The sequence below is a fragment of the Sphingobacterium ginsenosidimutans genome, assembly GCF_039536865.1.
In the GTDB taxonomy this organism is placed as follows: domain Bacteria; phylum Bacteroidota; class Bacteroidia; order Sphingobacteriales; family Sphingobacteriaceae; genus Sphingobacterium; species Sphingobacterium detergens.
The window spans coordinates 1,388,728-1,403,990 of record NZ_BAAAZK010000007.1 but is presented as its reverse complement, the minus strand read 5'-3'; the positions used below and the strand labels follow the sequence as shown (position 1 = coordinate 1,403,990).

Genomic DNA, 15,263 nt, shown 5'->3' with positions numbered 1-15,263 from the left:
CTACAAAGAATGGGCTGTGTTAGGATATTGCTGATAATCTTCTTTACATTGCCTGTCGACCTTATCATAGTTTACTCCAATATAAATTTGATGCATTTTGTTTGCAAATAGGGATGGATAATACGCCTCTTTGCCAATTCAGATCATATACCAAATAAAAGGACAAATTGAGCACATCCCCCAGTTTTGGTCAATCTATAAATTCGCATGGGTTTTACTTCTTTTTCAGGTACCGGTTTATTACTGGACTGAAGTCTATTTTGGAAGATATCTGCATATGGTCTATCAAAACCGATTCCGGAAATTCATCCAACGATTTAAAATTAATACAACCCTTTTGGAATTTGGCTTTGGGCAATTTTGATTTTAGCTCATCTATGAGTTGGGGGTTGGAATACATCACCAACGAGTGGAATGAGATATAGTTTTTAGCAACTGTAAGTCCATATTTGAAAACACCCTGTTCATTATAACTGATCGCATTGGGATTAGACATGAATTTTCCAAAACTTTCAGAAACAGCTTTGTCATTTTCTAATATTACTTTTCGGAATTGACTAATCGCTTGTTGCTCGGTTTGCGAAAGTGTACTGATATATTGTTCTATTTCCATAATTTTTTATCGTCCCTAGGTCTTTTGTTTACCATCTAAAATTATTCAATTTTCTTTGATTCAGCTATAGTTCTAGATTAAAAAAATAAACTCCTAGGTTTAAAGACTAGCTGGTCGAAAGGTACGATTTCTAAGGTGTATCAAACGTTTATGACGACAGAAGGTCTTGATCAAATCTGGACTAAAAAGCTAAATGTAAAACCAGAGGTCGGTTATATCAATGCGTTCGATTTTAATAAGGGCGAACCAACCAGAATGAAGGGCCTTGAATTGAAAACAGAGAACCATATTCTGTGGGAATATATAACCTAAGATAAGGAATCGACGGGGGCAAAGTGTTATTTTTGAGCCTCTGGGAAAGAACAATAAAATTGCAGCAATACTAAGATACGCTAATTGGAAGGAAATCATGGAATACAATAGATGCTGCAACTATAATTAGTCCATGTTTCTCCAGCGATTGAAGATTACTGTGAGGATGGAGCCCTGAGATAGGCTAACCTCTGCTCAAAATCACCGTTCTAAATGTTGCGATTGTTTCTCATATTCATATTGCGAGAGCAGCCCTGAGGCATACCTAATTTCCAGCACCGTTTTCTTTTCTGCTGCTGTCAATGGTCGCTGTTCTAATCTTTGGACTGTTTCTTCCTCATTGTCCAGCACACCAAGTATATTAGTCTGCCGATGAAATGCCTGAAAATATCTCAGCCCAAATTTTCGCAGGGATGGCGCATCAAAATGCAATCCATCGGGATTGGAATTTAGCTTGCTAGCACTCACAAAATAACAATTGTCACTATTTTCGGTAAAACCTAATAAAGCTTCATTCACCTCGCGGGATTCAGGAAAGTATTGTCCGTAGCGCCCCAATGGTAAAAAGTCGCCAAGGCCACCCGAAATAAAAGGAATGTCGGCCGCTTCCAAGGCATTCCGGAATGCATCGACTATATTTTTCAATTTTTCAGCATATTGCTTTGAACGTCCCATTAAACTGTCATTTTCACCCTGATGCCAGAGTATGCCATCCAAGGAACTGTTTTCCATGGCTAGTTTGGCCTGAAAAATAGCATTTTTGAAGAGTGGACCATCGGTGCGCCAGTCATCCAGACTACTTCCGCCATCAGCACATGGAATAAGTCCGATCTCACGATCTGGATTCTTCTCCAGCCAGGCAGCGGCGAAGCTTGATGCAAGACTGATTCCAGACGTTGGACGGTCACAATTAATAGGTTCCCACATCGTTTGCCAACATCCGTTGCGGAGCATTTTTATTCTTTCATCAAAAAGTAGGGGAGCTTGATTTAAAAATCCTCTTCCAGCCATATTAGATTGGCCAACCATCAGAAAAGAATGTACCATATGTTTGTTATTATCTTGTTGTCCGTTTAAATACTCATCCACTATAGGCAGATCCGCTTCTGCCCAGTCGTAATTCTTTAGCTCAGCGGCATCTACCCATATCGCTTGCGCATGTTCCAGTGTATCCACTTCACCCGAATGCAGACTGCATACAAATGGATAGAGCTGTAGCGAGAATTCGGCGTAATGGTGCTCTATCACCGTGAGTGCTTTATGTATAGTAATATCAATATTGAGTTCCTCTTTGATCTCCCTGCGTAGGCAGTCTTCTTTAGACTCTTCGGCTTCAATCTTCCCACCCGGAAATTCCCATTTCAATGGTAGCTTCATCGACGCAGAGCGTTGGCAAATCAGAATTTTATTAGCGTGTTGTATAATCGCACAGGTTACTTGCAGCATAGTGCTCAAAGGTATTAATTTTTTCATAATTTGTCTTTTTGCATATTAAAGCTGTTCTGGAAGCTTTCATTAGCCATAAAGAATGAGCTAAGCGATTCCGCCTAGGCCCACCTATAAAACTACACCCAAGTGTAGCCTGTATTCGAGCAAACTGTGATATTTTTGAATCAATAAGAACAAACTAACACATGAAAAGCCTGAAAAACACAGCACAGTTGATTCAATTATCTAACAGAGCAAAAGGGATCAATTTAAAAATCATCCTCATATTGCTTTTTGGAATTTTTTTGGGAAAAGTTTATGCGCAAAAAATTGAAGTCCTAAATTTTGCGACTTTTCACATGACATATACACCTGATGCACATAAAGTAAAATTTAATGAAAAGGATGATAAAAATAAGAATGAGGCTTATAAAATAGCAAAGATGCTGGCGGAATTCAAACCGACAATAATTTGTGTGGAAGTACTTCCTACCAAAAATGAGGAATTGAATGCAGACTACAGGAGTTTTAAGGAAATTAAAGATTATACCCCAAAATATGGAGGGGAGATCGCCTTAATTGCTTACGAAATTGGTAAAATGACTGGCGTAAACAAAATATATGGTATCGACGAGCAGCAGACCGCAGCTTATAACTATAATATAGGGAATGAACTGGAAAATCAGGTAGACAGTATAACCTCAAAAAAATACAACGCCAGTATTCTTAAAGAATTTATGGCCGCAGAAAACCTTTCTGTGCTAGAAAAATTGAAGCTATTTAATCGCAAAGCGACTTTCCAAAAATTTATAAATCTAAATGCTGATATATTAACTCACAACAGTACTAAAGGCAATTTCGAAGGGGCAGATGAAGCGAGCAAATTTTATAGACGAAATCTGCGGATATTCTCCAATTTAAACCAAATACCAGTCAATAACGATGATCGAATTTTTATAATAATGGGAGCTACCCATAGCGCTTTTTTGGATGAATTCATGCAGAGAAGTCCTAAATACCAGCTTGTTGATATTGAAAATTATCTGAAATAAATAGTAGGAATACAAGGTAATTTAAGGCCATTTGGATACTTTCCAAACGGCCTTTTTATATTTATAGCATAACACATGTCTTCGTGTTATGCAGTACAGTTCTTTGAATAAGTCCTCAAATTTTGATCCTCAAAAGAGTAATCACATTGTTTAATAAGCTTATAACCAATTTACACTTCCTGTTTCAACATCATAATTGGCACCAACAATCTTAATCTTACCTTCTTCTTCAAGTTTACGAAGTGTTGAACTTTGTCTGCGAATATCTTTAATTGCATGTTTAATATTCTGTTGGTTAAGTTTCTCCAGCAATACACTATTTTTTGATGAACGCTCTTCATTCTCATCAATCACTTCATTGATAATAGGATCAAAATGATTAACTAAATGGTTCAAGTTGTCCATTCCCATTTTTTCGATTTGTGCAGCATCCAATCCACCTTTCAAAGCACCACATTTGGTATGGCCTAAAACGACAACCAGTTTAGATCCAGCAACATTACAGCCAAATTCCATAGAGCCTAGAATATCTTGATTGACAAAATTTCCTGCAATTCTGATACTGAAAATATCACCCAAACCCTGGTCAAATATAAGTTCAGCAGAAGTGCGGCTATCGATACAGCTTAATACCACAGCAAATGGCCATTGACCCTCACGAGTAGCATTCACCTGTTCGAGTAGATCCCGGTTTGCTTTTAGATTATTGACAAAGCGTTGATTGCCTTCTTTTAAGAAGTCTAATGCTTTTTCAGGAGTAATTGTCGATTGTGTTTCGTACGTATGTGCCTTCATAAAATTTAAATATTTGAATATTAAAGATAGGATAAATTCGTTAAATTTTAATGGCAAAAAGAGCTCCAATTTCTTCTCCCTTGAATTTTCTGGCTGTACAAAGCAATGCACAGCACATGTAGGACTATTTTTTCGGTATCTGTTAAACGGGTAGATAGAAGCCTAATATATACTAGATTGCCGTCAAATTTGCTGATACAATGACTCATGCCACCGCGAAGCAAAAAAAGCTTATGAAGCTACGAATCATAAACAGCTATAAACAAATATTAAATAGCCTTTAACTTTTGTTGTTATGTAAGTTACCTTTATATCGAGTTGGTTTTTAATTCTTTTAGGAAGTTATAAATCTGCTTGTCAAATAGTATCAGGAAAACTTTTCTTGCTACGCATAATCGAGAAATAAATATGAAATTGATTTTTATTATTCTTTTTTCCATAAGCCTTGTTTACGGGCAGTCCGATAAAAATCTGACTGTCGGCTATGGAGATCGGTACGACAGCTTGCCTAAGATAAATTTCAAGACCGCGGCAGCAGAAAACTATGAAAAGGCATTCAGCGCCAATACCGTCGTCGATATCAGGCCTGAAGTTGAAAAGAAAAATTTTGTGATTCCAACAGGAAAAGGTAAGTTAAAATTTAAAAAGTATAATTCCTCAGCAGGCCAAGGAGATGGATTCCGGGGTTGGGAGTATAACGGCTATTTTCCACAGCTGAAAATGTATATTTTGATAAGCCATTCTGTTGCCGAAAGTTTGGGCTTTAGCGATTTGGTTTTGTTGGATAGCATTGAGGGTTGCCAACATAGGATTGCTTCGGTAGGTGATGGTGCTGTTGAAATTCCTATTCCATCCCCTGACGGACGGTTTCTGGCATATTATTACAATGAGGTGTACGCACCTAATAGCTGTTTTATAGGAATTCTTGACGTGCGAAAAGGAACTCCATTTCGGATTCGTCTTTCCGAAAACAGTAGTTTTCAAACCGAAAACTGGGCAGTCGAAAATATTAGATGGATCGATCAGAATACCATAATTGTAAAAGCTTATACACTTAAAAAGGTCGGCAATGAGAGAAGTAAGCAGTTTACTTATTACACTGCTGAGTTAAACAATAAGATAAATATCAAGTAAAGTACCATTCATTGTGGACGTTCTGGATTTTAAAACGACTTTATCATGTGGAAAAATATTACGCTTACTATACTCGCGCTAATGGCTTTAAGCTGTAGAAACGAAAGAAAACAAAAAAACCGAACTGATCCACAACATGCAGTTATCACTGGGGATGAAAAGAAAGATACTGCAGGAGTTCTACTGACTGAAAATAAGAATATGCAGCTAGGAGGTAGCGATAGCGTGGACCTATCCGCTGTACACAATACGAATGAATCTAACACAATTACAAAAATAAAATTCAATGAACTTGTAGTAGTCATTAATGGCATGGCTATTTTTGATGCAGAAAAAATGGAACGGATTCAAAAAGATACTGCTGAGATCGAAGCTGAAGTTGGAGAAACCATTGAAGGGCGTACCATATCCATTTCGAGCGAGCAACTTATCGGTTTGAACATTGAGCAACGCTATGAAACGAGTGTAACCATTATGAATGAAGGGCCTCACTGTGATCTTATTGATTGGAAGCATTTTAATTCCAACTGGAAGTCGTTAAAACAAAATTCAAATGGGCAATTTGTAGGTGATAAATACACCGAAGAGGATTATAATACTTTTCCCGAAGTCTCGATGGATGAGTTGAAGCAAAAAGTAAAAGAGCAGTGTGGAGAGGATTGGTTTAAACTTTTGGAAAAAACAAATTCTCCACGTGAATATCCTTGTGCCATAAGTTTAAGTCGATATTTCTTACGAATCGTAGGTAAGCGGAAAGACAATGGACAAAAAGTAACCAAATTAATTATTATTAAAACCCCGATGGGATGTTAATGGTCGAATGAACCATTCTATTTTTGCCGTTATTTTCCGAAAATCACACTTTCGCAATCTTAAACAATATCCCCATAACTATTGTGAAAATGGTCTTCGCAACTGCTGTAGTCTTTGGGTTACCAAATTGCATAATAAGTATCAATAGAAAACGTAAACGCTAAAGTATGTATGAACGCCTAAAGCATCTTGTTTCGCCGCTTTTTATTTTTTTTCTTGTTCTATTAATTATCAATGATTTTTTTCTCAAAGCGGTATTCCATAATACGTTTACCGGAAAACTATCTGATTTCAGTGGACTTTTTATTTTTCCTATTTTCTGGTCCGTTATCTTCCCTAAACAAAAATTAACGGTTTTTATATCCACAGCAGTCTTATTTGTCTTTTGGAAAAGTGAATATTCCTCGGTTATCATACAATTTATGAAGCCCTACTTTGGTATTGGTAGAACCGTGGATCTTTCGGATCTGATCGCATTACCCATGATATTGTTGGCATGGTTCTACACAAAAAGGAGGGCACAACAGTCCGTCAATCCAGTCTTAATGACGCGATTGAGCACATATTTTAGCGCAGCTGTCGCAATTTTCTCTTTCTGTGCTACCAGCCAGCAAAGATATATCCAATCTTTTGATCAGCCGCAGTATGTACTGTTAAAAGATCCGACAATCCAGCACCTTAATTTTGATGATGAATTGGAATTTCATAAAAGCGATTCCTTACTTGTTGTCAAAATAAATTATCTATCTACCAGTAGGCCTGAGCGGAACGATGATTACAATAAGAATCAATCAATCAAAACTCTTGATCTTGCCATTTTACATCGTTTAGCAGATAGTGCTAGCCTGGTTTCGCCCGGAAAAATAACTTTGCTCACAGTCAATACTGAAGAGGGGAGTGATTCTTTAAGATTTAATGGTGGGCGACTTGATGGACGGTTCATCAGGACAAAAGGAGGTAAGACTATTATTGAAGGATTTTATAAGATGGGATTGGAAGACTCCACCTGGATAATCAGGGACGCGATCAGTGCCGATAAGGTCATAAAGAGATTTGTTAATGGAGAAACAATCAATATCAAACACTATAGCCATGATAAACTCCAATCCTCTTCAAATATCAATACCCGTGCTGACACCATTTTTAATATCTATTTGCAGTTGGTAATTCTGGTCCTAAGTCTGGCGGGGATATGTTATTTATTATATAGAAATTATCGCAGGGCCATCCCGGATCATTTTAAGCTCAAATTACTGTGGAGATTGCTGTTGTGCTTTATTTCACCGCTCCTCGTCTGGCTGTTTTATGTCGGGATCATGTTATTGCTTATGAATTATAGTCAAGATATTTTCGAGACTTTAGCGACAATTATCTTTATTTTTATCACAGTTTGCCCATTGATGTTTGTCATAGTTTTTTTGATAAAGATCAGAAGGCCAATAGATATTCTCTGGTACAGTCTCTTGTTCGCTCTAGCAGCCAGTATCTGGGCAACGTACCTCACACTTGGAGCACTTTCACAATGAAGATAAACTCACCTCTGTCGAAATCCTAAAAACACGAATAATAATCTAAAGGAAATGATTACCATTGCTTTGGATAAATTAAATACCCCGAAAAGTTTATAGCTATCCTTGGTCCGGCGTCTTAGGTGTATTGGGCAATGATATCCTTGTCACAAAATCGTGATTCCTGATAAAAGTAAAAAAAGACTACTTGTTTAGTAGTATTTATCAGTAAGATGTTTTATATTTGTGATCAAATCGTTTATCAATTGGCGTTGGCAGCGATACAACCTAACAAAAACAAAGTTCAAATGAAACCACAAAGATCAACCTTTTCCGTCATTCACAACATGAAAAACATTCGATTTAATCTTACTCCATTTCGAATGCGCTATTGCGCTTAAATTTTTTCTTCTAGACTTTTTTAATGGATAGTAAAGGATAGTATTTCTCTTATTATCAATCATGCCACAAGTAGCATCATCCTACTTGTCAGTATTCACTTATTAAACTAATTCATCCCTATGAAAAAATACGAAGTATTTTTCCAGTGCTCGCTATTGCTTTTTTTACTGTGGAGCAGTATTCTTTTTGCTCCTGCCCAGGAGGGCTCAGTGCCCAAAGTGTTTCAAAATGAATCCGCTGGGCAAAACTTGGAGAAAGATTATTATTTTCCGGCAGGAAGCCGTTTTGTGACAAACATCCCCACGCCAAGTCAATTTTTCAATCATCAAATCGGTCATAGTCATACCCGTTATGACCAGATTGTTGATTATTTTAAGATACTTGAGCAACATTCCGGCCGGATAAAGATAGATACGATTGGTCGTACCTGGGAAGGGAGACCGCTGATCGTGCTGAAAGCTTCTTCACCCGACAACATACGCAATAGTGAACAAATTCGTCAACAGCATATCGAAACGATTAACAAAGCAAAAGAGAACCGGATCGTATCTAATGAAGCACAGCCCGCATTGGTATTTTTGGGTTTTAGTGTGCACGGTAACGAAACCTCAGCTGCCGAAGCATCTATTTTAACCGCTTATTACCTAGCAGCTGCCGAAGACCCAGCTGTTAAGACCTCACTAGCAAAGGGAATATTTTTTATAGACCCAGTTCGTAATCCAGATGGTTATGATCGTTATGTCAATTGGGTCAATGCTAATGCAGCATTTCCACCAAACGGAAGCCCTCTGGATAGAGAGCACAACGAAGTTTGGCCCGGAGGCCGAACAAATCACTATTGGTTTGACTTAAACCGCGATTGGATCAATCAGGTAAATCCCGAAAGTAAGGCGCGTGTCAGCTACTTTCAACATTGGCTGCCCCATTTTCAAGGCGACTTCCATGAGATGGGAGCAGCATCTTCCTTCTTCTTCGAACCCACAAAGACCGATGCTCAAGAATCTCCCTTAGTCCCTAAAAGTACATATCAGCTAAATCAGAAATTTGCTACTTATTATGCGAAGGCATTGGATGAAATAGGATCTTTTTATTTCACCAAAGAACAATTTGATAATATTAATCCAACCTATGGATCTACTTATCCTGATCATGTCGGAAGCCTAGGAATCCTCTTTGAGCAAGCAAGTCCACGAGGCCTCTTTCAAAAAACAAGCAATGGTGATCTAACTTACCCCTTTGCTATTCGAAACCACTTCAGAATAGCCTTGGCGAGCATTACAGCATCTATTGATCATCGTACGACACTTTTGGAAAATCAACTGAGATTCTTCCAGTCGGCGTTCGAATTAGCTCAAAAAGATCCAGTTAAAGGTTACTTGGTAGATCTAAAGTACAATAATAACACAGCAGCACATTTCAAGGACCTTCTTGCCAGGCATCAAATCCGTTACCTAACGAACAATCGTGACCGTAAGGTAGATGGTAAAGATTTTGAGAAAGGAACTTCCATCATTATTCCGACGGCGCAGGCAAACTATCGGCTGGTCAAAGTCATCTTTGACGAGACCAAAACATATGTGGACAGCGTTTTTTATGATGGCTCGGGCAATTCCATTGCTTACCTCTATGGCTTCTCTTATGCTAGTCTAAAACAAGGGGTGGACAACGGAGAGAGCGATCAAAGTTCTGCTATCAATCCGCAAGCTATTGCCCTGACAAGGAGCAATTATGCTTATCTCGTAGACTGGCGGCAGGAGGGAGCAGCTTGGTTGTTATCCCAATTGCTACAGCGCGGCATCCTTGTGAAGTCCGCTAGCAGTCCCTTTGAACTATCTGATCAGGGCAGGACAATAGGGTTTGATTATGGAAGTCTGCTGATTCCCATACAAGGTCAGCCCATCTCAGCAGATGAATTATTTGATCTCTTACAGAAATTGAATAAAAGAGGAAATATAACGATTACATCCGCTTCCACGGGATACAGCGGAAAGGGAATAGATCTCGGAAGTAGTGGATTTAAAAGCCTCGCACCTCAAAATGCATTGCTTTTAACCGGAAATGGGATTAGTGCTTATGAGGCCGGAGAAGTGTGGTATACATTTGAGCGCCAATTGGAACAGCCGATCTTACGGTTAAATCTTGATCAATTCAGTCGTGTAAACCTTGAGGAATATCAAGTACTTGTATTGGCTAGCGGCGAGTACACCGGATTGAGTTCGGCGGCTATTGAGCGTATCCGTGCTTGGGTAAAAAATGGGGGAACATTAATTGCTTTTGGACGTACTGGACAATGGCTTGCAGGACAAAAGATTGCTTCTTTTCAATTTCTTGACGGAAGGAGCGATAGTGTAGTGCCGAAAGAGGAAAAACCAACGAAAACAAAGGAACGTTTTGATTATGCTTCCGCCCAAGGTCGGGAAGGAACAAAACGTATTGGTGGAACCTATTTTAACACTGAAATTGACAGAACCCATCCCATCGGTTATGGTTACACCCAGAAAACAAAACCTGTTTACCGCAATCACACTCTTTTTGTTGAACTAGGTGACCAGGCCTATAATAATGTTGCAATTTATAGCAAGTCTCCCTTATTAAATGGATACGCATCGGCCGAAAACCAAAAGAACATCACAGGTACAGCCAGCATTATCGTAGAAAATAGTGGGAATGGACGTATTGTATATTTTGTTGACGATCCCTTATTCCGAGGTATTTCCTTTGGCAATGCACGCAGCTTTTTTAATGCGGTCTTGCTCGGACAGGTTCTTCAATCTGGGATAAGAAGATAAACAATTACAAACTAACAACCAATAAAATAGGATAAAACTATGATTTATTCAATGGAGAGTGAGGAGTTCATAAATATAGCTGAAAAGCAAAATATCCATGAATACTCCTACTGGAAAATGAATATATCAGGCAGTTTTATTGGAAAAAGCAAACTGGGCATAGTGATTTCATTTATACCAGTGAAAATAAACACTCCTAAATAATTTAAATAGATGAAAAATAAACTGACATTATTTACTGTTTCGATGCTGTTTCTTGCCACACAGGCATCGGCCCAAAAAGTTGCAGCCCTACGTTTAACTGGAAAAATAGAAGGATTGAAAGAAGGTAAAATATATCTTCAACAATACGATAATAAAGTATTTAAGACGATTGATTCAGCCTCAGTCCACAACGGTCGATTTAGTTTCGGGACTCAAGTGCAGTTACCCGAACTCTATGGTCTGAAGTTGAAAGAAGAAGGTTATCCCGTCCAACTTTTCTTGGAGGATGCTCCAATTGAAGTGCTCATCCAGTCTGGAGAAAATGGCGATCATGCTACTGTGAGAGGGTCAAAAGCTCAAGATTATTTTGAGCGCGCAAATAAAGAGCAACGTAAGTATACTGCTAAGCAGTTTATTGAAGCGGATCCCAAATCTATTGTCGCTGCGTATGCATTGTTCCGTAACTATTCCTATAATCTGTCGCCGGATGAGCTCGAAGAGCATACAAAATTGCTGGATGCCTCATTGCAACAAACACAATATGTGCGCATCTTGAAAGATTTAATCTTAAAACAGCGTGCCGTATTGCCGGGGAATAAAGCCTTGGATTTTGTGTCTACTGGTCCCGATGGAAATAAAGTAAGATTCAGTGAGCATCTTGGTAAAGGATACGTATTGCTTGATTTTTGGGCAGCCTGGTGTGGTCCTTGCCGTCGGGAGAATCCCAATATTGTTGCGGCTTTCCAGAAATATAAAAACCATGGATTTAGCGTATTTGGCGTATCACTGGATAAGAAAAAAGCAGATTGGCTAAAAGCCATTAAGGACGATGGATTGGATTGGACTCAGGTTTCTGATCTTTCGTTCTGGGATACAGAAGCTGCAGCTCTGTATGGTGTCCGTTTTATCCCGAGCAACCTACTTATCGACGAGCATGGTATTATCGTGGCCCGTAACATTAAAGGCGATGCGCTATTGCAGAAATTAAAGGAAATCTACGGCGAGTAAAGAACAAACAAAAACATCAAACAGAAAAACAATGAGAAAATCAAGCTTGTTTTATTTGCTTCTTTCATTAGCTGGCAGTGGGGCCGTGGCACCTTCCTTCGCACAGGAGCAAACAAAATCTATTATAAATGCTGTACTCAGTGGTGTTGTGCAGGACGCTGCCACTGGAAAGCCTCTTGCTGGTGCAACCTTAAGTCTAAAGGATGTAACTCATCATGTAAGTACCGATAAATTTGGGAGGTTTCAATTTGTAACCGGACAGAAATTGCCCTTTACAGTGACAATTTCCTTTGTGGGGTATACAAGTCAGACCTTGGTCATAGATCATTCTCCAGTGGTTATTGAACTTGAGCCTGTGGATCATACACTTGAGGAGACCGTCGTAGTAGGTTATACTACGGCTAAAAAATCAAGTTATACAGGATCCGTAGCTACCGTAAGTGGCAAAGAATTAGATAATCTACAGATTACGACAATTGGGAAAGCATTGCAAGGGACGGTGCCTGGGCTACAGTCCATTGCCGCAGCAGGTCAGCCTGGGAGTGATGCTGAATTATTTGTCAGGGGTGTAGGCTCTGTAAACGCGTCAACAGCACCGCTTTATGTCGTAGATGGTACCCCCGGGGCCAATCCCAATAGTCTCAATCCAAAAGATATCCTTTCTATTTCGGTCTTAAAAGATGCGACAGCAAGTGCACTATACGGTTCACGTGGTGCAAATGGCGTCATCGTGATCACAACAAAATCCGGTGAACTGAACAGTAAGACTGCCGTTAACTTTTCGGCGAATTACGGTTATACAGGGAGGGCAGTGAAAGATTATGAATACCTATCCCAGCAAGAATATTATGAATTGCAATGGGAAGCAATCCGCAATACGCAGCTCGATCAAGGGAAATCCGCCGGCGATGCTGCCCAGTACGCCACAGATTATTTGGTCGATGGTGCGCTTAAAGTAAACATCTTTGGGACTAACTATCCAAAACCCGTAGGGCTCGATGGAAAGCTGGTTGCAGGAGCAACATCGCTCTGGAACGATAACTGGGGAGAAGCAATTGCCCGAAGGGGGATACGCCAGCAATATGACCTTAGTCTGAGTGGTGGCGGCGCAAGTACTCGTTATTATCTTTCTGCCGGTTACCTCAATGAACAAGGCTGGATTCGCATGGCTGATTTCAAGCGGTATAATTTCCGAACAAATATACAATCTAAGGTGAACAACTGGTTTGAAGTTGGCGGGAATGTTGCCTTGTCATCAGGCTTTCAACGTGCGCCTACGCAGAGCGATAGCAATACCGGCAACTTCGCCAACTTTCAGCGTTTAGTGTCCGATCTGTATCCCGTCTATCAGCGCAATCCTGATGGGAGCTATGTGCTGGATGAACAGGGCAATAAGATCTGGGACTATGGGTTATGGCGCCCAACCACAGCTGCGAGTGGTTCAAATATTTTAGGTAGCGCTGAAAATGCAATTTCCGGTACCAACAATGAGTCAGTTTTGTTGGGGACCAATATCAAAATATCATTTGCGGACAATTTATTCCTGAAGACCTCGGCCAATATCGACTACCGAAACACGAGTTCACATACCTATTCGCATTCGTACTATAGTACTGGTGTCCTTACAGATGGAGCGGGATCCGCAAGCCGAAGTTCGAGCCGTACACTCAACTATACGGTCAATAGCTTTCTGAACTATGCGACTACATTTGGTAATAAACATAGTGTTAGTGCGCTGGTTGGTCCCGAAATCTATGTAGAGGGAGCTTCTTCACTATCAGGTAACCGCACGGGCTTCCAGGTGCTTGGTAAAACGGAGCCATCCGCAGGGACACTGAGCGGTGTTTTTAACGGGACTTCTTCCGATTATAAGCTCGCAAGCTGGTTGGGGCAGGTAAATTATGATTATCTGGACCGCTATCATTTTTCTACAAGCTACCGTAGAGACGGTTCATCCCGCTTCAGTAAACAATCACGTTGGGGTAACTTCTGGTCTATCGGTGCGGCCTGGAACGTGAAAAAAGAATCCTTCCTGAAAGAAATCAGTACGATTAACAACCTGAATCTACGGGCGAGTTATGGAGCTCAGGGAAATGATAAAGTCGGTAACTATGCTTATGGTGGATTCTATTCCATTTATAACAGTTTGGACAATCTGGGGCTTTTACCCTCCGATTTACCTACACCAGACTTAAAATGGGAAACAAATCTTAATCTCAACATCGGCGCTGATATCGCTTTATTTAACAATCGGTTGGTAGCACAGATTGATGTCTATGATCGGAAGTCAAAAGACCTGCTTTTCCAAAAGCCACTTTCACCGTCTACAGGTTATAGCGGGATCGATGCCAATATCGGCTCATTGAGCAACCGTGGAATTGATGGGCAGATTACCGGTGTGCCTATTCGAAACAAAGATTTCAGATGGTCTATTACGGCAAATGTGGGACACTACAAAAATAAAATCACCAAACTACCACAAAAAGAAATTCTCACTGGATCCATTGGGCAGTATGGTAACACGAAAAAAATGGTTGAAGGTGGTTCCATCTATGATTTTTATATCAAGGAATGGGCCGGAGTAGATCCGGAGACCGGCAAGGCGACCTGGTATAAGGATGTAAAAGATGCAACAGGAAATATAACTGGGCGCACGACGACAACGAATCAAAATGAAGCATCATTTTATTTTGAAGGAAGTTCATTGCCGGATCTTTATGGCGGTGTTAGTAACAACTTTAGTTACAAAGGAATAGATTTGTCTTTCTTGTTTTCCTATAGTCTAGGAGGAAAAATCTTTGATGGTGATCAACCCATGATTATGCATGTGGGTTCAGCACCGGGGCGAAGCTGGTCCAAGGAGGCCCTCAATAGATGGACATCCGAAAATAGAGATACCGATTTCCCCCGATTGTCTTACGTGACTGATTCTTGGAATAGTATTCCCTCCACACGTTTTCTACGGAGTGCAAGCTATGGACGCCTAAAGAATTTGAGCTTAAGCTATACTATTCCGCGTAATCTAGTGTCAAAATGGTCTCTTTCCGATGTTCGGATACGTTTTGTAGGTGAAAATCTATTGACGTTCTATGGAACTCAGGGCCTGGACCCAGAGCAAACGGTAGGTGGAGTTACCTACTATCGCTACCCGGCACAGAAGTCATACGCTCTGGTCCTCAATGTTTCCTTTTAACACGCATATTTG

General features: G+C 40.0%; 10 protein-coding genes. 7 read left to right on the top strand and 3 right to left on the bottom strand.

What is annotated here, in order from left to right; translation table 11 throughout:
- Positions 1-214 precede the first annotated feature (214 nt).
- Together ABFX33_RS18265 and ABFX33_RS18260 are read right to left on the bottom strand one after the other, a co-directional pair.
- Positions 215-613, bottom strand: a complete 399-nt coding sequence (locus ABFX33_RS18265) for a DUF1801 domain-containing protein (protein WP_120257073.1) — start codon at positions 611-613, stop codon at positions 215-217.
- A gap of 513 nt (positions 614-1,126) precedes the next feature.
- Positions 1,127-2,398 (bottom strand): sialate O-acetylesterase, encoded by a 1,272-nt coding sequence (locus ABFX33_RS18260; protein ID WP_346087324.1) that lies wholly within the window; start codon positions 2,396-2,398, stop codon positions 1,127-1,129.
- Positions 2,399-2,559: 161 nt separating this feature from the next.
- Here ABFX33_RS18260 and ABFX33_RS18255 point away from each other — a divergent pair, with 161 nt between their 5' ends.
- The gene (locus tag ABFX33_RS18255) at positions 2,560-3,405 is read left to right on the top strand and encodes a DUF5694 domain-containing protein (protein WP_346087323.1); all 846 of its coding nucleotides are present in this window, start codon (positions 2,560-2,562) and stop codon (positions 3,403-3,405) included.
- A gap of 159 nt (positions 3,406-3,564) precedes the next feature.
- On the opposite strand, the gene ABFX33_RS18250 is transcribed toward ABFX33_RS18255, so the two are convergent.
- Positions 3,565-4,200 (bottom strand): carbonic anhydrase family protein, encoded by a 636-nt coding sequence (locus ABFX33_RS18250; RefSeq protein WP_223582887.1) that lies wholly within the window; start codon positions 4,198-4,200, stop codon positions 3,565-3,567.
- Between the two features lie 408 nt (positions 4,201-4,608).
- On the opposite strand from ABFX33_RS18250, the gene ABFX33_RS18245 reads away from it, so the two are divergent.
- The 6 genes from ABFX33_RS18245 (at position 4,609) to ABFX33_RS18220 (ending at position 15,251) form a co-directional block, all read left to right on the top strand.
- Positions 4,609-5,334, top strand: a complete 726-nt coding sequence (locus ABFX33_RS18245) for a hypothetical protein (RefSeq protein ID WP_346087321.1) — start codon at positions 4,609-4,611, stop codon at positions 5,332-5,334.
- 45 nt (positions 5,335-5,379) lie between these two features.
- Positions 5,380-6,147 (top strand): hypothetical protein, encoded by a 768-nt coding sequence (locus tag ABFX33_RS18240; protein ID WP_257091459.1) that lies wholly within the window; start codon positions 5,380-5,382, stop codon positions 6,145-6,147.
- A 167-nt stretch (positions 6,148-6,314) separates the two neighbouring features.
- Positions 6,315-7,673, top strand: a complete 1,359-nt coding sequence (locus ABFX33_RS18235; RefSeq protein ID WP_346087320.1) for a hypothetical protein — start codon at positions 6,315-6,317, stop codon at positions 7,671-7,673.
- Between the two features lie 503 nt (positions 7,674-8,176).
- Positions 8,177-10,846: a M14 family metallopeptidase gene (locus tag ABFX33_RS18230; RefSeq protein WP_346087318.1), complete on the top strand. Its 2,670-nt coding sequence runs from the start codon at positions 8,177-8,179 to the stop codon at positions 10,844-10,846.
- A gap of 213 nt (positions 10,847-11,059) precedes the next feature.
- The gene (locus tag ABFX33_RS18225) at positions 11,060-12,058 is read left to right on the top strand and encodes a TlpA disulfide reductase family protein (RefSeq protein WP_257091453.1); all 999 of its coding nucleotides are present in this window, start codon (positions 11,060-11,062) and stop codon (positions 12,056-12,058) included.
- A gap of 31 nt (positions 12,059-12,089) precedes the next feature.
- Positions 12,090-15,251: a SusC/RagA family TonB-linked outer membrane protein gene (locus ABFX33_RS18220; protein ID WP_346087315.1), complete on the top strand. Its 3,162-nt coding sequence runs from the start codon at positions 12,090-12,092 to the stop codon at positions 15,249-15,251.
- Positions 15,252-15,263: the final 12 nt, after the last annotated feature.